Below are 19,202 nucleotides of genomic sequence, written 5' to 3' on the forward strand. Positions count from 1 at the left end.
CGATTTTTTAAGAAACACTGCGATTTTAGGCGCCGTTATGGCAACTCCGAGTACCATTTTGGGCGGGGAAAAAGTCATTGGCAAAAAGAGAACTTTCGGGCTATCGCTAAATCACGAAATTTTGGAGGAGGGTAAGCAGACGCGGCTTTGGATACCGCTTCCTCTCATCACGGAGTATCAAAAGGTAAGCGACATAAAATTTGACGGCAATTTCAACGATCCGTCCGTGGACTATGGCGAAATTCCGACGCTCTATGCCGGCTACGTCGGTGTGGCAAAGCCCACGCTAAATATTAAATTTAGCGTCGAGACCTTTGAGCGAAATACCGACTTTAGCAAGGTAAAATTTAATCCGAACGAAAAGCTTAACCCCGAGGTGGCGAAGTTTTTAGAGCCTAGCACGCAGATTCAAATCGACGGCATCGTCAAGCAAAAATCAGACGAGATCGCAGGCGGCATAAAGGGCGATTTGGAAAAGGCGCGCGCGATTTATACGTGGGTGGCAAACACTATGCAGCGCGATAACAGCGTGCTAGGCTGCGGGCTAGGGGACGTGAAGCAAATTTTAAGCAGCGGCAAGCTAAGCGGCAAATGCACCGACATAAATAGCGTTTTCGTCGCACTTTGCCGCGCACAGGGCATCGCCGCAAGAGAGATGTTTGGTATCCGCGTCGGCGCGTCAAGATTTAGCGCTCAAATGGGCGCCGCGCCTAAAGATGGCGTCAGCCATATCTCGGGCGCGCAGCACTGCAGGGCGGAATTTTATCTAAAAGGCCACGGCTGGATCCCGGTCGATCCTGCGGACGTTACAAAGGTGCGATTGGGCGAGAAGCTAAGCAATGACGACAGCAAGCTCGCTAAAATCCGCGAGTATTTATTCGGCAACTGGGAGATGTGCTGGATCGGCTTTAACTACGGCAGAGACTTCACGCTAAGCCCGCGTCCGGCGCAATTTCCGATCAATAATTTTGGCTATCCTTACGGCGAAGTGGACGGCAACACGCTAAATTACTACTCGCCGAAAGATTTCAGCTACGATTACAGATCGAAAGAGTTGTAGCGGTTCGCGTTTTGCTATGCGGCACGTCGAACTACTTGAGCTTTTTGAGTAGGTATACAAGAGAGGCTTCCCGCTAGACGACTTTGGGCGGATGTGTAAAAGCGCGCCTAATCTACATGCTGCCGCGTCTGCATCAGAAAAAATTCTGCGTCTTATTTGGCGTGTAATTTTAAAATTTTTAGAATTTTGCGAGCGACATGGCGGCGAAATTTTGAAATTTTAAAGCGAGCAAAATTTTGAAATTTTTCGGCGCGAAATTTTAAAATTTACGGCTTGCGGAATTTAAAATTTCGCCTCTTTGCCACTCTGTGCGAAATTTGGTAGCGGTAAAATTTGCAGATAAAATTCCACGCCTAAAGCCGACGAGGGTGCGACAAGATTATTAAGATTATACTTAAAGGCAAAATTTGAAAACCGAACTAGAAAATCCCGCGCAAGAAACCTTGACGCAAAAGCGAGAATATCCTGGCAAAAATCGCTTCAGCACGCGCAGTCTGTGGCTGATATTCGCCGCGATTTTTAGCGCGGTTGCGGCGACGTTTTGCTGCCTGCCCGCGCTTTTATTTTTGATTTTCGGCGCGAGCTTTTCCATTTTTTCAGGCGCAGAGGCGCTGGAAGGTTACCGTGCGCCGCTTTCTGCGTTAGCGCTTTTTTGCTTCGCGCTTTCTGCATTTTTCTTTTTCAAAAAGCCGCGCGCATGCTCGCTGCAAAGCGGGCGCAAAAAATGGATTCTGATCTACGCGCTCTTAGGAGCCTTGCTTGCCTTTATGCTTACATATCCCGAAATTTTAGGAGGGCTTTATGCGTAAAATTTTGTTTTTGATGCTTGGATTTACGGCGCTTTTTGCCGACAAAGAGGTTAAAATTTACGTGGAAAAAATCCACTGTCCGCTCTGCACCGCGATCGTGCGAAAGGCGCTTTTGCAAACGCCAGGAGTGATAAGCGCAAAGGTTTCGCAGCAGAGCAAAACCGCGACCGTCGTAGCAAAGGATGATACAAACGCGACCGCGATGCTTGAGGCGATCGCAAAAACGGGCTATAAGGGCGTAATCGTAAAATAAAAATCCCCGGCAAAATTCTGACTAAATTTTAAATAAATTCTTGCTAAATTTCGGTAAAATTCATGCGACTTTGCATAAAATTTCATTTTGCGCGGCTTGCCTGCAGCGTAAGCTAGCGCGATTGAAATTCTGCGCGTATTTTGCGGAAGCGCTATGTCGGCGCGGTCGCGTTTAAATTTAGCAGAATTTCGCAAGCGCTTAAGCGAGTGCGGTTGCTTTTAAATTCAACGGGCGTGTCGCAATAACGCGCGGATATAATAAATTCACAAGGAGCAAACATGCAAAAAAACGAGGTTATGAATGATTTTAAAAAGCTGTGCGAGATACCGCACTGCAGCTGCGAAACGGAGCAGATGAGGGAGTTTTTAGCGGATTTTGCGCGCTGCCAGGGCTTTAGCGTGAGCGTCGATCAGGCGGGTAACATCCACGCCATAAAGGGCGAGCCTAAAATTTGCTTGCAAAGCCACTACGACATGGTTTGCGTGGGCGCAGCGCCGAATTTGCAGCTCATCGAAGAAAACGGCATCCTAAGGGCGAAAAACTCGAGCTTGGGCGCTGACGACGGTATCGGCGTGGCGATGATGATGGGCGCGATGCGGGAGTTTGCGAACTTAGAGTGCCTATTCACCAACGACGAAGAGGTTGGGCTCGTGGGCGCAAACGCCTTTAAGGGTAAAATTCTATCGCCGAATCTGCTAAATTTAGACAGCGAAGAGGACGACCGCGTAACGCTGGGATGCGCCGGCGGCATAAACGTAAGCGCAAAAATCGGCGCGCAGACCATCAAAAAGAGCGGTAAAATTTACGAGATCGGCGTCACGGGGCTTAGCGGCGGGCACTCGGGCAACGAGATACATAAAAATATCCCAAACGCGACCAAGCTGCTAGCGAAATTCCTTGCCGAGGAGGGCTGTGAGCTTATTAGCCTGGATTTTGGCGAGAGGAGTAACTCGATCCCCGCAAACGCCGTGTGTAAGGCGCTCTGCGCGCATGAGCCAAGGCAGCGCGGCCTAGCGTGGGTAAAGAGCCTCGGCGAGGGCGAAGCGGACGTGCTGGTAAACAGCGGTAAAATTTTGGCGCTCATCAACTCGTTTGCCCAGGGCGTGCGCAGCTACGATACGCAGCTTGGCATGGTGAATGAAAGCATAAATCTATCGACCGTCAAGCAAAAGGGCGAAGTGATCGAGTTTGACTTTTTCGCGCGAGCGATGAAGCGCGAGGGGCTTGAAAATCTGGGCTTTGAGACCGCTACGCTAGCTAATGCGCTGGGTTTTGATGTGAGAGTAGCCGACCGCTCAGCGAACTGGGCGCCGTGCATCAGCGACTTTGCCCATCTGGTGCTTGAGGAGTTGCAAAAACAAAAGCCGCAGGCCAAATTTGCCGCCGTCCACGCTGGCCTTGAGTGCGGCGTACTGGTCGCAAAACAACCCGAGCTGCAAGCCTGCTCCATAGGCCCCAACATCCACTCGCCTCACTCGGTGAACGAGCACTGTGAGATAGCGTCGGTGGAGATGATGGCGGAGGTGGCGAGAAATATCGTCGCTAGACTGCAATAAATTTAGCGGCTTGTCTTTTTCCTTTATACGTCGTTGGAAACTCGGTCGGCTTCGGTCACGTATTGCGTATACGCTCCCTCGCCTCCGTCGTTTCCGTCTAGTCTAAAGAAAAAATACTTCGCCTTTAAAATTTAACGGCGGTTTCTCTTTTGAGCGTCTTTATAGAAATTACGCTTGCGGCGTCGCTACGTTGGTTTTGAAAGAGATTTTTGCTTTGTTGCACTCGCAACTGCAAGCAGAACGCAAATTTTCGCTCCGCAGGCTATATGACGGAACCGCTTGCCGAAATAGCAATTTAAAAGGAGATAAAAATGGAAAGCCAGGTCAAAAATTTTCTGCAAAATTGCGAGCAGATCGTTAAATTGCAAGCAAAGCAATACGAAAACCGTAGCTCTTTCGCAACCAAAATTCCGCCCGTTTTTATACTGTCTTATGATAAATTTGAGAAAAAATACGGCTCAAATTTACATTTGGATAGCAGTTCCTGCGTGCTGGTGTTTGACGGCGATCTTAGCCTGTCGGGAGGCACGATAAATTCCGCTTGGCTTAAGGATAAATTTAACGAAGCGGGTGGCAGAAATAACGCGCGAGCGATGTTTGTTAATGGAAATTTATCTATCGGCGGCGATATCGTCGATGATGATTATCTGTTTTTGCAAGTCGCCAAAGATACGGCGTGTAATTATCTGCATTCGCAGGACGGCGTTATCGCAATCGGCGGCAATCTAACGACGCTTTGGGGCATAAGCGGCGAATACAACGACGGAATGTTGCAGGTTTTTGGAAAAACGCAAGCGCCGTATATCGTCTCAAATGACCACACAATGCCTGATCATAGCGCTAGAGAATGCGTCTATGTCCTAGATGGACGGATCGGTCAAAGCTACCCGGGCGCGCTTGAGGGTTGGGAATTTTTCGAAAATAGCGAGCTGATGTTTAAGGACGGAATTTGCGAAGATGAACATCAGATCGATATTTCCGCCTTTTTTGAATTTGTAAAAAAGGGCGTTAATCCGCTGGTGGATTTTAAAACTTTTGAAGCTAGAAAAGCCGCCATGGATGAAGAGAATGAAGAGCAAGAGCCAGAATGCGCGGACGATCTGCCTAAAAATTCCGAAACCATCGCCGAGATATTAAATTTAGAAAATTTCAGCGGTGGCGATGAGGAGTTATACGAGTATATGGCGAGCGAATTCGGAGCCATAGAAAAAATAGACGATGAAAGCGAAAAATACGCTTATGGCGGCAGGGCCTTCGAGCTATCTATCGTCGCGGCGAGAATGGCGGAAAATTGGCGGCTGATTATGCAGCGTTACTCTGCGCGGCAGATAGACGAGCTACGCAAAATCATCATTAAGAGCGCGACTAATTTGGCTGATTATTTTTTAAAGATCGGCGATAAAAAACAGCTTGCGTTCATCCATGAATTTTTAAACGATGATGCGGTGAGCATCGAAAAGGACGAGCCGTTTTTATATGAAACGCTGGTGCGCGCGAGCTTGGAGCTGCAAGATTACGATAACGCTTACGCGTTAGCGTCCGTCATCGATAAAAAGTCCGAATTTTTGCCGCAGGAGATGGCAAAAAGCATCGCGGACGTTATTAAAAGCGAAGGCTACCAGGCTTGGCTGGCAAAACAGTAGGTCCCGAAAAGTAAAATTTCATAAAATTTAAATCCGTAAAATTTAACTCGCGAACATAGACTTAAATTTTACGGAAAATTCTTATCCTTGCTGTGGCACAGCTCGTTTAAAAAGCACTCCTTACAGTTCGGCTTTATCGCCTTACAGGTGTAGCGACCGAAAAGCACCATGCCTTGGTGCAGCTTACCAAGATCTGTTTTAAAAGCCTCGCTAAGATCGCGCTCCGTAAGCTCGGGCGTCTTTGCACGGCTCAGCCCTAGGCGATGCGCGACGCGAAAGACGTGCGTATCCACCGCCATCACGTTTGCGCCCGCGCCCTCCAAAAGCACGACGTGAGCGGTCTTTTGCCCCACGCCCGCAAGAGATTTGAGCCCCGCTTCATCAAGCGGCACGACGCCGTCAAAGTCGCTAACTACCGCCTGCGCCATTTTGATTAAATTTACCGCTTTGTTGTTGTAGAAATTGCACGAGCTGATTAGCAGCTTAACGCTTGCCAGATTGGCCTTTGCAAGCTCTGCAACGCTAGGGAATTCCGCAAAAAAGCGCGGCGTGATCAAATTTACCCGCTTGTCGGTACACTGCGCGCTAAGCATCACGCAGACTAAAAGCTGATAGGTATCTTTAAATTTCAGCTCGCTGCGCTCTTCCGCGAAGTTTTGCAGAATTCTCTTTTTTATCTCTAAAATATCTTTTTTACTTCTCATTTGCATTTCCTCAAGGCGGAATTCTACCCTAAAATTCTAAAGTACAGTTTGATTGTTAACAACTTTGAGTTATAATCGCCGTTAAAATTTTTTTAAGGAATTATGATGAAAAAAGTTTTATTTACAGCAATTAGTTTGGCTGCTGCTATCAGCCTTAACGCTACTGTTTACGCTACCGTAAATGGCAAAGACGTAACCGAAAAAGAGCTTGCTCCGCTACTTCAAGGCATAGGCAATGTAGATATCGCCGCTCTTAATGCAGAGCAAAAAAAGGAGCTTATCGATAAAGGCATCGATCTGATGCTGCTAACGGATGAAGCTAAAAAATCGGGCGTTATGGACGAAGACGTTTATAAAAAAGAGCTTGAAATCGTAAAAGATAACTTAGCGCTTCGTGTATGGCAGGCTAAAGAAGCTAGCAAAATAAATATCGACGATAAAGAAATAGGCGATTTTTATAACAAAAACAAAGCGCGCTTTACCGAGCCTGCGAGAATCAAAGCGGCTCAGATCGTCGTTAAAACCGAAGCTGAGGCAAACGATATCATTAAGCAGTTAAAAGGGCTTAGCGACAGTGCACTATTTACTAAATTTGCAGAGCTTGCCAAAGCTAAATCTATCGATCCGCAGGCTAAACAAACCGGCGGCGAGCTAGGCTGGATGCCTAGCGATCAGGTCAAGCCTTTTGCCGATGCGATCTCTAAGATAAAAGATGGTCAAATCACCACTAAAGCGATTAAAAGCAGGGTCGGATATCACGTCGTGTTAAAAGAGGAGTCTCAAGCTAAAAAGCAGTTAAGTCAAAGCGAAGCAAAGCCTTTTATTGAGCGCGTGCTTAGACAGCAAAAAGCGGCGAAAGTAGTCGAGCAAAAAGCGGCAGATCTTCACAAAAACGCTAAAATCGAGTATAAATAATATAGGAGCTAAAAATGGGCGTTTTAGATATAGTAAAACCGGGCGTTTTAAGTGGCGATGACGTAAGTAAAGTCTATGCGTATGCGAAGCAGCAGGGCTTTGCGATCCCTGCGGTAAACGTAGTGGGATCAAATTCCATAAACGCCGTCTTGGAAAGCGCTAAAATCGCAAATTCGCCCGTTATTATTCAGTTTAGCAACGGCGGCGCAGCGTTTTATGCGGGCGCTACTTGCCCTAATGCCGCAGTTTTAGGCGCTATTGCAGGCGCGCGCCAGGTGCATGCTCTGGCAGCTCATTATGGCGTTGCGGTGATTTTGCATACTGATCATGCCGCGAGGAAGCTGCTTCCGTGGATCGACGAGCTCATCGAAGCTAATGCCGCTCATAAAAAAGCTCACGGCGTGCCGCTGTTTAGCTCGCATATGCTCGATCTTAGCGAGGATGATTTGGAGCTAAATTTAGCGACCTGCGAGAAGTATTTGGAAATTTTAAGCGATCTTGGAATTTCGCTTGAGATCGAGCTTGGCGTCACAGGCGGCGAAGAGGACGGCGTCGATAATACCGGCGTCGATAACGCGCGGCTTTACACCCAGCCCGCAGATGTCGCGCTTGCCTACGAGCGACTTGGCAAAATCAGCGATAGATTCAGCATTGCAGCGAGCTTCGGCAACGTCCACGGCGTGTATAAGCCGGGCAACGTCGTGCTGCGACCCGAAATTTTAAAAAATTCTCAAAAATTCGTGCGCGAGAAATTTAATCTGCAATCCGAAAAGCCCGTAAATTTCGTCTTTCATGGCGGCAGCGGCAGCGATACCTCCGACATCAAGGCAGCCGTAAGCTACGGCGTAGTTAAGATGAATATCGACACCGACACGCAGTGGGCATTTTGGGACGGCGTGCGCGCTTATGAGGTCAAAAATCGCGGCTATTTGCAGGCTCAAATCGGCAATCCGGAAGGTGAGGATAAACCGAATAAAAAATTCTACGATCCTCGCAAGTGGCTGAGGGCAGGCGAGCAGAGTATGGTGGCGCGCTTGCAGGTCGCATTTGACAATCTAAATTGCCTAAATAGGAACTAATATGGATCGCCCGAATAACGAAGTGCTCGATATCACGCTACCTGAGGCGAAGGAGCGCTCGCTAGCGGGCGTTTTTTTTAAGATCGCAGCTCTGCCGATCGCGGTTTTTGTGGTGTTTTTGCTGGGCTATTTGGGGCTTATCGGGCTGAAGGTAGAGACGCACTCGATCCTAATGCTTGCGGTTTTGCTCATTATTGCACTAATTTTAGCTCGTCATAATGCAGAATATGGCTGCTTAAATTTTCAAAATAATATCGATGATTTCAAGCGAGAGCTAAAAAATTACATCGTCGCCAATCTCCTAAGCATTGGCGGTAAGAAAAAATCCGATGCCAGCTTTGATCTTTTTGTGGACGAATACGGCTATTCGCTGCGTAATCAAAACTACGCTTCCGTCGCATCGGCAGTCTTTCCGATGCTTGGAATTTTAGGAACTTTCATCTCGATTGCGATTTCGATGCCACACTTTTCCTCAAGTAATATTGATGGGCTCGAAACCGAGATCGCGCAGCTTCTAGGCGGCGTAGGTACAGCATTTTACGTCTCGATCTATGGAATCTTTTTGGCGCTTTGGTGGATATATTTTGAGAAAAAGGGCATTAGCAAATATGAGCGCCTGCTCATCAAATACAAAAATTCCACTAAAAATTTTTTCTGGAACAAAGACGAAATAACACAGGGCTATCTGAGTGAAATTTTAAACGCTAATTCTGAAATTTCGCGCTCATTTGCGATGATGAGCTCTACGAATTTTACCGAAAGGCTAAACCGCCTAATCGATGAAAAAATCGGCGCTTTTGAAAGCGTGATGGAAGCTGAGAAGCGAAGTATGGCGATTACACAAGAAGAGCTTGAAAAAGCAGGAGAGATGGTCCAAAGGACAAATCTCGCTCACGGCGAGTTAGATAAGAGCTTCGCTCAAATTTTATCTGCGCTCAAGTCCGTGTCTGCAAGCCTAATCGAAATTCAAAACGGAATTTCCGCGCAGTATCTAAGCCAGTCCAAGGCTTTAACGGACGGACAAGGCGAGCTGGCTAACGTTACGAATGCATTAAGCGCTCAAATAAAGAGCCTAAATGCCTCCTTAGGTGGGTTTGCGGGCGAAATTTCAAGTTCGCAGAATGCTTACGCCGCTAAAATTGACGCTAGCTTTAAAGGGCTAAGCGCGGATTTGAAGGCACTTTTAGGTGGAGAGGGCGCTGCGCGGACGAGCAACGAAAGCATCATCGAAGAGCTTCGAAAAACGCTTGCGAGCATCGATGAAAAAGCACTTTTAGATGAAAACGAATAACGAAGAAAAAGAGACCTTTTGGATCGCGTACGCCGATTTGATGGCGGGGCTGCTTTTTGTTTTCGTGCTTTTAGTAGGCGGCATCATCGTCAAATACTTCCTCACGCAAAGCAACCTGCAGGAGAAAGAAAGCCAAATTTCAAGTGCGCTAGCAAGCCTGCAAAGCCAGGAGAAAAAAAGCGCCGAGCTTGAAGCGCTGAATAAAATTTTTAGCGACCAGCTTGAGAAGCTGAACATAGAAAACACCGACCTTCGCAAGCAAAATTCCATCTACTTCATACAGATCGAAGATCTAACCGAGATGGCGGAGAAGCTGAAAAAAGAGAATTTAGACATCAACTCGCTTCTGCAAAAAGTGCGCGACGACGCCAACGCTACGATCAGCCAAAACGAGCTTAAAATCGCCTTTTTACTCGATCAGCTTACGCAGAAGCAGAGCGATTTTAATAAAATTTTACAGGACCTCAACGTCACGAAAAACCGCATCCGCAACCTCACCGGAATGAAGGTCAAGATCATCGCCGATCTGAAGGAGAAGCTGGGCGGCAAGATCCGCATCGACAACGAAAGCGGCGCGATGACGCTAAGCTCGTCGATCCTTTTCGACAAAGGCTCAAGCGAGCTTAAAGAGGGCGCCAAAGAGGCGCTCCGCTCGACGCTGCAGAGCTATTTTGCCGCGCTTTTGAATAACGATGAAATTCGCGAAAATTTAGATCAGATCATCATCGAGGGGCACACGGACAGCGACGGCGGGTATTTGTATAACTTAGAGCTCTCGCAAAACAGGGCGTTTGCGGTGATGGATTTCATCAATTCGTGGAATAAAGATGAGCGGCTGCAAAAATATCTCATCGCCAGCGGTCGCAGCTACACGCAGCCCGTGATGCGCAGAGGCGTCGAGGACAAGGACGCCAGCCGCCGCATCGAGATCAAATTTACTCTCTCAAACAAAGAGGCGATGGAGGAGATCAGGAAATTTTTGCAGTTCGACGCGAACGCTACGAATTAGAAGCTCGCCCTTAACGGCTCGCTCGAAATTTTAGCCCGCAAAGGGGAGAGCTTAAAATTTTAAAATTCCTAAAGAATTAACGGCTCATCTGAAATTTTAACGGCGGCGGAGCGCATCCCTTTATTTTAGCACGAATGTCGTATTTGGCGGCTTGCTAAATTTTACGCAGTGCCTACGCAGCATCTGCCGCGGCGGAATGGGTTTAAATTTTAAGTCCGCGCATTTTGCGCGCTTTTAGTGTTGCCCTGCGGATGATATAGTCTAAATTTAGATCTTTAAATTTAAGCGGATTTCGCGAGCGGTTTAAAATTTAAATGGATTAAAAGCCTTGTTCGTTTAGCTTTCTATATCCGTCACAACCGGCTTTGGATCCCAAAGCGCAAGCCTTATTTAAATATTTTTTTGCAGTATTCGCGTCCTGCCCCACGCCTTTGCCATAGAAATATAAAACTCCGAGATTATAACAGCTGTCGCCAAATCCCAAGTCGCAAGCCTCAGAATATAATTCGTTTGCTTTTTTATAATCTTGATTCACACCCTTACCTAAATTATATAAAACACCCATATTGTAGCATCCTTTGGCCATTCCTAAATTGCAAGCTTTAGAATATAATTCGAACGCTTTCTTGTAATTTTGTTTTACGCCACTGCCATCTTCATATGAAGCTCCAAGATTATAACACCCTTCGGCAATCTCCAAATCGCAGGCCTTAGAATAGAATTGATTTGCTTTTTGGTAGTCTTGCTTTACGCTGCCATCTCCTTTTTCGTATAAAACTCCAAGATTATGACAGCTTTCGCCATGTTTCAAATCGCAAGCTTTTGAATATAGCTCGCTTGCTTTTTTGTAGTTCTGTTCTACGCCTTCGCCAGATGCATATAAAAGCCCGAGATTGTAGCATCCGTCACCTTCTTGCAAATCGCAAGCTTTGGAAAGCAGTTCAGTCGCCTTTTTGTAATCTTTCTTTACCCCTTTGCCTGAGTAGTATAAAACACCCAGATTGCCGCAAGCTATGCTATTTTTTAAGTCGCAAGCCTTAGAATATAGTTCGGCCGCTTTTTTATAATCTTGTTCTGCGCCCTTGCCGTATTCGTATGACGCCCCTAAGGTAGTGCAACCCCAGCCATCGCCCAAATTACAGGCTTTAGAATTTAGCTCTTTTGCTTTCTCATAATCCTGCTTCACACCATCCCCTGAATAGTATGCCATGGCGAGATTTACGCATGCTAAGGTGTTGTTGCTATCGCATTCGCTTTGCAACTTGCTTATACCGGGATCGTCTTGTTCTGCCGACGACAAAGCCGTGGCCCCCGCCGACGATACAGCCGCCGCCGTGGCGATCAGCGCTAAAAATATCTTTTTCATACATCACTCCGTCTGAAATTTAGGCTATTTTATTTCATTTTCGCTTAATCTTTTGAAAATCGGCGAGCTATAAATTTGCGCGGTCGCAAGCTTAAAGGCGAAATTTAGCAAAAAGCGTTAAAATTCCAAGCATTACAAGGAGCAAAAATGAAAATTTTAAAAAGCACGAAGGCAAATTTCAAAGAGGAGTTTGCAAGGCTGGTGCGCCGCGGCGAGACGGATATGAGATCGGTAATGCCCGTCGTAAGCGGCATCATCGAGGAGATCAGAGCGCGCGGCGATGAGGCGCTGAGCGAGCAGATAGAGAAATTTGACAGATGGCGCGTGCAGGGCGATCTGGCTATCACGCAAGAGCAGATGAGCCGTGCCTACGAAGGTCTAAGCGCAGAGCTTAAAAACGCGCTACAGGTCGCATACGAGCGCATCTACGCTTATCATGAAAAACAGCTTGAGAGAAGCTGGTTTAGCTTCGATCCAAGCGGCGCGATGCTTGGGCAAAAGATCACGCCGGTAGATCGCGCGGGGCTGTATATCCCTGGCGGCAAGGCGGCGTATCCAAGCTCGCTTCTGATGAACGCTATCCCGGCAATCGTCGCGGGCGTGGAGGATATCAGCGTCTGCACCCCCGCCGTGGGCGGCACCGTAAATGAGCTACTGCTTGCGGCGATGCATGTGCTGGGGATCAAAAAGGCCTACAAGGTGGGCGGCGCAAGCGCGATCGCGGCGATGGCATACGGTACGCGCACGATCGGCAAGGTCGATGTCATCACAGGCCCTGGGAATATCTTCGTCGCAACCGCTAAAAAACTCGTGTTTGGCGACGTGAATATCGATATGATCGCGGGCCCTAGCGAAGTGGGCATCATCGCAAACGCTGCGGCAAATCCGCGCAACATCGCCGTGGATCTGCTTAGCCAAGCCGAGCACGACGAGATCGCAAGCAGCTTTTTGATAAGCGACGATGAAAAATTCGCTCTTGCCGTCGCAGAGCACATCGAGCGCGAGCTGCCTACGCTCGCGCGCGAGCCGATCGCTCGCGCCAGCGTGCAAAACAAGGGCGCAATCATCATCGCGCGCGATATGAACGAATGCGTGGGGCTAATGAACGAGCTTGCGGTCGAGCACCTCGAGATCGCGACCGAGAACGCCTACGAGCTGCTTCCGCGCATACGCCACGCAGGCGCGATATTTTTGGGCCACTACACGCCAGAGGCGATGGGCGATTATCTCGCAGGCCCTAACCACACGTTGCCGACCGGCGGAAGCGCGCGATTTTTTTCGCCTTTGGGGGTTTATAACTTCATCAAACGAAGCTCGATCATAGCGCTAAATAAGTGCGCCATAGATGAGCTCGGAGGCGCGTGCATGGCGCTAGCGGACGCAGAGGGGCTCGGCGCGCATAAAAAATCGGTGCAGATCAGATTTGATGAGAAGTGATTTTACGCTGCAACCCCAAGAGGCGGCGAGGACCGAATTTTAAAGAGCACCGGCGGCAGTTGCGAAACCAAAAGCTGAAATTTTAAAATTTAAAGATGAGTTAAATTTTAAAAAACGTAAGCGTCGCAGCGAGAGTAAAATTTTAAAATTTCAAAAGCGCTATAAATTTAAAAAAATAGCCGTATTTGATTAAAATTTAAGGCAAATTTACTAAGCGAAATGATATACTTTCGCTGATTTTTTACAAGGAGAGAAAAATGAAAAAATCACTTTTAGTTTTGGCTAGTTTTGGCTTTGCGCTAAGTCTTAGCGCCGCAGATCTTTCAGATAGCTGCAAAGAGTACTTCGCAGAGCTTGATAAGATGGTTGATACCTACAAACAAGCGGGTCAAGAGCAGCAGGTCAAGATGTATGAGGATCAAAAAAAGCAGTCTATGGATCAGATCAGCGCACTTCCTAAGGAGCAGCAAGAGGCCACTTGCAAACAAGCTAAAGAGATATTTAAGCAGATGATGGATCAGATGAAACAACAAGGCGCTATGAAATAAATACCTTCGCGGGCATGATGATGCCTTCTTCAGTCGCGGCGATGCGATATCGTCGCGATTAATTCTTTTTAAACTCACACTTTTATTTTAAAAATTTTTAAATTTTAAAATTTGGATGTTTTATCCTCGCTGCTTTCGGGGCGCACCAAGAATTTCAGATTTGATATTTAGCTTGTTGCAGGAAGTCAAAACCAATAAAGCGCTCGTCGTCGTTAAAATGCTCCGCAAGGCGACGCATCTTAGTGGGACGCTGCGGTGCACCAAAGATTTACGAGCCGTTTTGGCGCGGCTCGAAACAGCGCCTCATCAATATGATGAATTCGAGGCTCGGTTTGAGCGTTATTTTATCGCGATTTGAAATAGCTGGGCTCATAGATAGAGCAAATTCGCGTCTCAGTTTGCGGCTCTGCTTATGAATTTACGGCTTTACGACCAAAAACATCTCGCAAGATCGGCTTGGATTTTAATCCTTAGTAACGATCGTGCCGTTTTGTATTTCGTGCACGCAGACATTTCTGTGCAGCTCTTTATCGCTATCAAAAGTATAGTAGTGCGTTGTTACTGTGCAGCGTAAATCGGCGTCGATGACGAACTCCTGCTTGGCGCGCATCGGCGGCTTGCTTTTACCGCAGTGCACGTAATCGGCGTAAATTTCGCGACAATCGCTTATACGAAATGCGTCGTTTAAAAGGCACATAAAAACATATTCGTGCCCGTGCTTGCTATCTTGGAAATCCCCCAGATAAAGCCTTAGCAGAATTGTTTTGGCGCTCTTTTTTTGGCAAACGACAAGCCCTTATGTCTTTGATCCTCTCCCAATACGCGCTTAGATTGTCGATTAAAAAGTTCTCCTTTGCGAACGAAAACAGCTCATTTTTATCAAGTAAATTTTTATCGATAGCCGCTAAGGGCGAAATTTCTCCCGGATAGCGTATCGGCAGTTGCGCGATCGGCAGATCGTCGTAAATATCTTTCATACTCTGATAAATCTCCGGTCGCGGCGCATCGCCTCCCTTAGCCGCAGCATTTTCCATGCCGCATAGCGCAAGTAGACACAGCAAAAATATCCACACCTTTTTCATAGCATTCCCCATCCCCCCTGTTTCGGTCGCAATCTCTTTGCTCCTGATCATACTGCAAATTTTAAAGCCTTAATATGAAGAAAAAAGATCAAAAATCAAAGCGTCGCTTTTACAGCCATCCTTAGCCATCTTTTTCTATTTTGCCTTTGCTTTTGGGCTAATTTAATCCGAGCCCTCTTGTTCTTGTGTGAAATGGACGATGCGCGATTATTCGTCATCCTGAGCCTTTTCGGTGAAGCTAACGATGCGCGGAGCTGCGATGCGCGCGTAATCCCGCGCGTTTAAAATGATCGAGTGATCGAGCAAGCCCGCGTTGAAAGCGATCTCATCAAAGCGTCCGAACAGCGACGGATCGGCGATTAGCAGCAGTTTGTCGTGGAAGCTAAAGGGTGGCACCGAGCCGATGACGCAGTCCGTGAGATCGCCCACTTCATCAGGGCTTACGAGCGATGCTTTCGTGCCGCCGAGCCCCTCTGCCAAGCGCTTTAAATCGGTTTTATGATCGGCTGCGAAGACCGCTAGGACGTAAATTCTGCCGTTTCTGCCCGCGGGTTTGTCGCTAGGAAGCTTCAGCTGCTGCGGCACGTTTGCGCAAATTTGATCGGCGGTTAAAGTTAAATTTCCCGCGCAGGCGCCGTTTTCGCAGCCTTGAGCGCTCGCAAAGCTGGAAGCATTGGAGTTTTGCGCGTCATCGGCGCTTACTAAATTTAAATTTTGCGAAAAAGAAATTTGCCCATCCTTAAAGCCCTTGATCGTGCAAACCAGCGCCTTTGCGCCCTGTCCTAGCTGCGTGCCGCGGATTTTGGCGACTTCGGCGGATGTGCCCGCGCTTTCGTGAGCTACGACGCGGAAGCGCGCCCCCTGCCGCGTCAAAAGCTCTTTTAGGTTTTCAAAAATTCTCTCTGACATGCTCTCTCCTTGTTTTTGCAAAATTATACTAAAATTTTAACCAAACGACGCATCGGCGCCAAATTTTGCAGCCTTGCCACTTTTGTTGGCGCAATAGCTTGCGCCGCCACGCGAGCTTTGTATGTCGCGCATTTTACGGCTAAATTTTTAAAATTTAAAAGGCGCGCAAGCTGGAGAGCGCTAGATTTCGGCGCGCAGGCGAGAAAAAGGAGGGATGCTAAATTTTACGGCTGCAATCTACGCAAAAGCGCGATTAGGTCCCGCCGCGCATAAAATTTACGCAAAGCCCGCGGTAAAATTTCGCGGTTAAAATTTGTGCAAAGGCGCAGCATAGTTTTTAAAAAGGGCGGTTAAATTTTCTACGCGCAGTTCAGCTCTTGCGAGCGATTTGACTTTTGTGAGCAGTTTGGCTTTTGCAAGTAGTTCGGCTAGTCGGCTCGTTTGCAAACGGCTAGGCTTTCCTTGCGGCGCGGACATCTATAGGCGGGGCTTAAAAGCAGATCGCGTATCTCTTTTGCAGGCGGTTAGGCTTTTCTGCGTGCACGCACCCGTGCGACGACCTGCCAAAGCCCTGTATCATTTCGCAGCTCCTTCCGCCACGAAAACGACGCCTCGCTCATCTATGAAAAGACGTAGCGCATCGCCCCCTCGCCGTTTTGCACGAGCACAATCTCCTCCGCTTCTTTGTGCGCGGTTAGGCGCAGCGCCGTGCCGACGCAGCCGTAAAAAATATCCCACGTCCCGCTTGCGGGCTCATAAATCCTTATCGTCGTGCCGTATTCGGCGTCCGGTTGCGGATTTGCGAGCCGCTGCGCGCGCGAGGGCACGATAAATACGTCCTGTACCGCGGATCCGTCCAAAACCCGCGCGAAGAGCCACTCACCTCTGACTTCACGCGGCGTGCCGCTCTGCAGGCCGTCCGTCCACCATATGTCCCAATCGCCGATGAGCGGTGCGAAAAAATCGTGCTCGCTCGGTATCTTTGCGCTCCGTGCGTCGCTGCACAGAGCCTTTGCAAATCCGCTTTTTTGCATTAACGCTCCTTGCGAAATTATTTCATCTTGCGGATTTTAGGCTCTTTGCTCTCTACGAGTTCGTAAATTTTAAGCTCGACCTTAACGTCTTTGGGCGCTAAAATTCTAATTTCGCCGCCGTCGTAGGCGAATGGATGCGTGAGCTCGTAATAGATCCGCTTCTTTTGCTTCTTGCCGTCGCATAGCATCAGCGTTTGAGCAAGCTCATTGCCGCCGCTAAACTCATAATAAAGCCCGTCCGAGCCCTCTTTTGGCTCTATTTTGCCGCCGATCAGATACGCGTCGTTGCAGTCGGCTTTGATCTCTTTCGAAAAGATCGCTTCGACTTTAAACTGCTGCGGCGGCATCTTTGACGGCGTTAGCTGAAAGACGTTTAGCTGCTTTTGCGCCTCGCCGCCGAACAAAAACAGCGGCAATAGGAAAAATAAAACGCTTTTTCTCATTTTTTACTCCTTGAAAAGATATTTTTATTTAAAATTTTAGCAAAATTTTTACTCATTAAACTGAAATTTCAATCAACTTCGTTTTTGCCTACAATACAGATGATGTTTTTTAGCGCTTCCGTCTCTGATTTTAACGCCTCGCTATCGGTTTTTTGCGCAGCGCTATTTTTGTTCGCTAAATTTTTGCTAGAGCCTTGCGGCGAGGGTTTTTCCCGCGAGTTTAAAGCCTTGACGGCGTCGCGCGATATTTCGCCCTGCGTCTGCACGGTGGAAATTTCGCCGCTAGCCCCGCCAGCCTTGCTCGTGCGGCGGCTTAGCACGCTTTTGACGCTTATCTTTTCGCCTGCGTAAAACGCTTCGCAAAGCCCGCCTTGCGCCTCATAGTCCGTCACTTTGACGCTGCCCTCTTGAAATTTATAAAATTTCGCCCGTTTCGCTCCTCGTAGCTCCCTGACTCCGCCCCATACGTCGCTCTGCGCGTCGAGATCTGCGAGCGCGAATGCGCCGTCTGCCGCCTTATACATATTGCCGAGCCTTATCGGTATGCGTTCGCCGCTCTTTTTGGTAAGCACGAAGCCGATCTTTTCGCCATCTTTTGGGCTCTGGCGGAACTGCCCCGAGAAAAACGCCGTGAAAAACGCGACCTCTTTGATCTCGCCGTCGGTGCCTAGGTACCTCGTCCAGCCATCTTCGGGCACATCGATCTCGGCGACGTCTCGTCCGTCCTTTGCGCCGCATTTTAAGCCCGCGCAGCCGCTAAGCGCTAATGCCGCAAGCGCGGCCAGAAATAGGTTTTTCATATTTTCCCTTCAAATAAATTTGTCTCAAAGCAGGGCGGTAAATTCGTAGGGCATTATTTTAGACTTGCAGGATAGCCGCTAAATTTTTCGATCCAGCCGTCCTCGCCGTAGAGCTCGCCGCAAAGCCCGTCCGAGAGCTCGGCTAGATTTTCGCCCGCCTCGTCCGCAAGCCGCCAGCGCTCGCTTTGCTCGAAAAAGCTTAGCGTCTCATGCAGGACGTGATCGGTAAGATGCGCGCAAAGCGTCCTTAGCGCCTCCCTCTGCTGCGGCGAAAAGTCCGCTATCGATGCATATAGTCGCTCGCACCGCGCGCCTTTCATCCGCCCGCTCATGACCGCATCCAACCACGCCAGCGACCCGTCCCTGAGCTGCCGCACATATTCCCGCCCGAAACTCTGCAAAACATCCATTTTTCACTCCTTGCGTTTAAATTTTAAAATTTTTGGCGCCTCGCCTAAATTTAGATCGAAATTTACTTCCTAAGCCCGTTTAAGCTTTTTGCGTCCTAAATACGGCGCGCCGCATTTCACCTTTTATAAAATTCTACCTAACTAGCGCCGTTTTTTATCGTTTGCGCTGCTATTTTATCGCGCCGCAAAATTCGCGCTGCACCTCAAAGCCCAGCGTCGTTTAAATTTTAAAATCCGAAAGCTCACGACCGAAATTTTAAAATTTAAGGCTCGATGAAATACGTTTCGGCGCGATGGTATGCGCCGCTTGAAACTTTAAATTTTAAAAACTCGCACTTCGCCTCAAAGCCCGCTAGCGGGGCTAAATTTATCAAGCCGACGTTGCCCAGACGCGTAAAAATCGCCGTCCGCTCGCCTCAAACGAGCACTCCTGCCAGTCCCAGTCGTTCTCGCCACCCATTGCAAAATTTTGAGGCTCGCCTGATAGGCCGGCCGCGCTCAAAGCAGCCGCTATACGCTCTTTCATAAAATCATCGGGCTCGCAGGGCGTAAATTTTTCAAATTTTATCTCGTAAAGGGAAGCGAGCCTAAAGTCCGCACGCACGAGCTTGCCGCACTGCTGCGCGAACTCCGCCGCGCTGCATTCGTGCTTTGGGGCGTAGTACCAAACCTCCAGCTCCTCGATGCTTTCGCCCTTAAATTTTATGGATTTTATCATTTTGACCCCATTTCGATCGTCGCGGCGATTTTAAATTTCATTGCTTAATTTCACTTGCCCCATACGGCGCAGGTTTTGCACGCAAGATCAAACTCTCGCTATTCGGCGCAAGCGCGCTGCGCAGACAAATTTTAAA

At 48.2% G+C, this 19,202-nt stretch carries 21 protein-coding genes; 11 read left to right on the plus strand and 10 right to left on the minus strand.

From position 1 onward, the window contains the following. From Q0369_RS07385 to Q0369_RS07405, 5 genes are all read left to right on the plus strand, one after another. Positions 1–1,060: transglutaminase-like domain-containing protein (locus Q0369_RS07385; RefSeq protein WP_298098059.1), on the plus strand; the 1,060-nt coding region annotated here is incomplete at its 5' end. Positions 1,061–1,467: 407 nt separating this feature from the next. Continuing rightward, positions 1,468–1,869 (plus strand): aryl sulfotransferase, encoded by a 402-nt coding sequence (locus Q0369_RS07390; RefSeq protein WP_298098062.1) that lies wholly within the window; start codon positions 1,468–1,470, stop codon positions 1,867–1,869. After that, a complete protein-coding gene (locus tag Q0369_RS07395; protein WP_298098065.1) occupies positions 1,862–2,122 on the plus strand; it encodes a heavy metal-associated domain-containing protein in 261 nt (86 codons plus the stop codon). Before Q0369_RS07390 ends, Q0369_RS07395 begins: the two co-directional genes overlap by 8 nt. 278 nt (positions 2,123–2,400) lie before the next feature. Beyond that, complete coding sequence (locus Q0369_RS07400; RefSeq protein WP_298098068.1) at positions 2,401–3,678, plus strand: M20/M25/M40 family metallo-hydrolase; 1,278 nt, start codon at positions 2,401–2,403, stop codon at positions 3,676–3,678. Between the two features lie 311 nt (positions 3,679–3,989). Then, positions 3,990–5,321 carry a hypothetical protein gene (locus Q0369_RS07405; protein WP_298098071.1) on the plus strand — a complete coding sequence of 444 codons (1,332 nt, stop codon included), beginning with the start codon at positions 3,990–3,992 and terminating at the stop codon, positions 5,319–5,321. Between the two features lie 68 nt (positions 5,322–5,389). On the opposite strand, the gene nth is transcribed toward Q0369_RS07405, so the two are convergent. Then, a complete protein-coding gene (gene nth, locus Q0369_RS07410; protein ID WP_298098073.1) occupies positions 5,390–6,025 on the minus strand; it encodes an endonuclease III in 636 nt (211 codons plus the stop codon). Positions 6,026–6,130: 105 nt separating this feature from the next. Between nth and Q0369_RS07415 the strand changes: the two genes are divergently transcribed. Genes Q0369_RS07415 through Q0369_RS07430 form a run of 4 tightly spaced genes read left to right on the plus strand, consistent with a single transcriptional unit; the run spans position 6,131 to position 10,319 of the window. Next, complete coding sequence (locus Q0369_RS07415) at positions 6,131–6,940, plus strand: peptidyl-prolyl cis-trans isomerase (protein WP_298098076.1); 810 nt, start codon at positions 6,131–6,133, stop codon at positions 6,938–6,940. Between the two features lie 14 nt (positions 6,941–6,954). Further along, on the plus strand, positions 6,955–8,019 hold the full coding sequence (gene fbaA / locus Q0369_RS07420) for a class II fructose-bisphosphate aldolase (protein WP_298098080.1): 1,065 nt from the start codon (positions 6,955–6,957) through the stop codon (positions 8,017–8,019). Between the two features lies 1 nt (position 8,020). Beyond that, positions 8,021–9,310 (plus strand): MotA/TolQ/ExbB proton channel family protein, encoded by a 1,290-nt coding sequence (locus Q0369_RS07425; RefSeq protein ID WP_298098083.1) that lies wholly within the window; start codon positions 8,021–8,023, stop codon positions 9,308–9,310. Further along, positions 9,297–10,319 (plus strand): OmpA family protein, encoded by a 1,023-nt coding sequence (locus Q0369_RS07430; RefSeq protein WP_298098086.1) that lies wholly within the window; start codon positions 9,297–9,299, stop codon positions 10,317–10,319. Before Q0369_RS07425 ends, Q0369_RS07430 begins: the two co-directional genes overlap by 14 nt. Before the next feature lie 319 nt (positions 10,320–10,638). Here Q0369_RS07430 and Q0369_RS07435 read toward each other — a convergent pair whose 3' ends face one another. After that, positions 10,639–11,685, minus strand: a complete 1,047-nt coding sequence (locus Q0369_RS07435) for an SEL1-like repeat protein (protein WP_298098089.1) — start codon at positions 11,683–11,685, stop codon at positions 10,639–10,641. Between the two features lie 147 nt (positions 11,686–11,832). Between Q0369_RS07435 and hisD the strand changes: the two genes are divergently transcribed. Together hisD and Q0369_RS07445 are read left to right on the plus strand one after the other, a co-directional pair. After that, positions 11,833–13,122, plus strand: coding sequence for a histidinol dehydrogenase (gene hisD, locus Q0369_RS07440; protein ID WP_298098093.1), 1,290 nt, complete (start codon positions 11,833–11,835; stop codon positions 13,120–13,122). A gap of 257 nt (positions 13,123–13,379) precedes the next feature. After that, positions 13,380–13,670, plus strand: a complete 291-nt coding sequence (locus Q0369_RS07445; protein WP_298098096.1) for a DUF5339 domain-containing protein — start codon at positions 13,380–13,382, stop codon at positions 13,668–13,670. A 463-nt stretch (positions 13,671–14,133) separates the two neighbouring features. On the opposite strand, the gene Q0369_RS07450 is transcribed toward Q0369_RS07445, so the two are convergent. The 8 genes from Q0369_RS07450 to Q0369_RS07485 form a co-directional block, all read right to left on the minus strand. Beyond that, on the minus strand, positions 14,134–14,367 hold the full coding sequence (locus Q0369_RS07450; RefSeq protein ID WP_298098099.1) for a hypothetical protein: 234 nt from the start codon (positions 14,365–14,367) through the stop codon (positions 14,134–14,136). Between the two features lie 25 nt (positions 14,368–14,392). Beyond that, positions 14,393–14,803, minus strand: coding sequence for a hypothetical protein (locus Q0369_RS07455; RefSeq protein ID WP_298098102.1), 411 nt, complete (start codon positions 14,801–14,803; stop codon positions 14,393–14,395). Positions 14,804–14,959: 156 nt separating this feature from the next. Then, positions 14,960–15,661, minus strand: a complete 702-nt coding sequence (locus tag Q0369_RS07460) for a YbaK/EbsC family protein (protein WP_298098105.1) — start codon at positions 15,659–15,661, stop codon at positions 14,960–14,962. Between the two features lie 620 nt (positions 15,662–16,281). Beyond that, the gene (locus tag Q0369_RS07465; protein ID WP_297924389.1) at positions 16,282–16,695 is read right to left on the minus strand and encodes a hypothetical protein; all 414 of its coding nucleotides are present in this window, start codon (positions 16,693–16,695) and stop codon (positions 16,282–16,284) included. Positions 16,696–16,712: 17 nt separating this feature from the next. Continuing rightward, positions 16,713–17,138: an ecotin family protein gene (locus Q0369_RS07470; protein WP_298098107.1), complete on the minus strand. Its 426-nt coding sequence runs from the start codon at positions 17,136–17,138 to the stop codon at positions 16,713–16,715. A gap of 68 nt (positions 17,139–17,206) precedes the next feature. Further along, positions 17,207–17,938 (minus strand): hypothetical protein, encoded by a 732-nt coding sequence (locus tag Q0369_RS07475; RefSeq protein WP_297924385.1) that lies wholly within the window; start codon positions 17,936–17,938, stop codon positions 17,207–17,209. Between the two features lie 53 nt (positions 17,939–17,991). After that, positions 17,992–18,348, minus strand: a complete 357-nt coding sequence (locus tag Q0369_RS07480) for a hypothetical protein (RefSeq protein WP_298098111.1) — start codon at positions 18,346–18,348, stop codon at positions 17,992–17,994. A gap of 370 nt (positions 18,349–18,718) precedes the next feature. Continuing rightward, a complete protein-coding gene (locus tag Q0369_RS07485) occupies positions 18,719–19,066 on the minus strand; it encodes a hypothetical protein (protein ID WP_298098114.1) in 348 nt (115 codons plus the stop codon). Between the last annotated feature and the right edge of the window lie 136 nt (positions 19,067–19,202).

It is taken from the genome of uncultured Campylobacter sp. (genome assembly GCF_938030685.1).
In the GTDB taxonomy this organism is placed as follows: Bacteria; Campylobacterota; Campylobacteria; order Campylobacterales; family Campylobacteraceae; genus Campylobacter_B.

Bases quoted from the DNA above. Each gene is read 5' to 3' on its own strand.
- fbaA (WP_298098080.1), top strand. From the start codon at position 6,955: ATGGGCGTTTTAGATATAGTAAAACCGGGCGTTTTAAGTGGCGATGAC.
- hisD (WP_298098093.1), top strand. From the start codon at position 11,833: ATGAAAATTTTAAAAAGCACGAAGGCAAATTTCAAAGAGGAGTTTGCA.
- Q0369_RS07465 (WP_297924389.1), bottom strand. From the start codon at position 16,695: ATGCAAAAAAGCGGATTTGCAAAGGCTCTGTGCAGCGACGCACGGAGC.
- Q0369_RS07400 (WP_298098068.1), top strand. From the start codon at position 2,401: ATGCAAAAAAACGAGGTTATGAATGATTTTAAAAAGCTGTGCGAGATA.
- Q0369_RS07480 (WP_298098111.1), bottom strand. From the start codon at position 18,348: ATGGATGTTTTGCAGAGTTTCGGGCGGGAATATGTGCGGCAGCTCAGG.
- Q0369_RS07430 (WP_298098086.1), top strand. From the start codon at position 9,297: ATGAAAACGAATAACGAAGAAAAAGAGACCTTTTGGATCGCGTACGCC.
- Q0369_RS07425 (WP_298098083.1), top strand. From the start codon at position 8,021: ATGGATCGCCCGAATAACGAAGTGCTCGATATCACGCTACCTGAGGCG.
- Q0369_RS07475 (WP_297924385.1), bottom strand. From the start codon at position 17,938: ATGAAAAACCTATTTCTGGCCGCGCTTGCGGCATTAGCGCTTAGCGGC.
- Q0369_RS07395 (WP_298098065.1), top strand. From the start codon at position 1,862: ATGCGTAAAATTTTGTTTTTGATGCTTGGATTTACGGCGCTTTTTGCC.
- Q0369_RS07485 (WP_298098114.1), bottom strand. From the start codon at position 19,066: ATGATAAAATCCATAAAATTTAAGGGCGAAAGCATCGAGGAGCTGGAG.
- nth (WP_298098073.1), bottom strand. From the start codon at position 6,025: ATGAGAAGTAAAAAAGATATTTTAGAGATAAAAAAGAGAATTCTGCAA.
- Q0369_RS07460 (WP_298098105.1), bottom strand. From the start codon at position 15,661: ATGTCAGAGAGAATTTTTGAAAACCTAAAAGAGCTTTTGACGCGGCAG.
- Q0369_RS07435 (WP_298098089.1), bottom strand. From the start codon at position 11,685: ATGAAAAAGATATTTTTAGCGCTGATCGCCACGGCGGCGGCTGTATCG.
- Q0369_RS07455 (WP_298098102.1), bottom strand. From the start codon at position 14,803: ATGATCAGGAGCAAAGAGATTGCGACCGAAACAGGGGGGATGGGGAAT.
- Q0369_RS07445 (WP_298098096.1), top strand. From the start codon at position 13,380: ATGAAAAAATCACTTTTAGTTTTGGCTAGTTTTGGCTTTGCGCTAAGT.
- Q0369_RS07405 (WP_298098071.1), top strand. From the start codon at position 3,990: ATGGAAAGCCAGGTCAAAAATTTTCTGCAAAATTGCGAGCAGATCGTT.
- Q0369_RS07415 (WP_298098076.1), top strand. From the start codon at position 6,131: ATGAAAAAAGTTTTATTTACAGCAATTAGTTTGGCTGCTGCTATCAGC.
- Q0369_RS07470 (WP_298098107.1), bottom strand. From the start codon at position 17,138: ATGAGAAAAAGCGTTTTATTTTTCCTATTGCCGCTGTTTTTGTTCGGC.
- Q0369_RS07450 (WP_298098099.1), bottom strand. From the start codon at position 14,367: ATGTGCCTTTTAAACGACGCATTTCGTATAAGCGATTGTCGCGAAATT.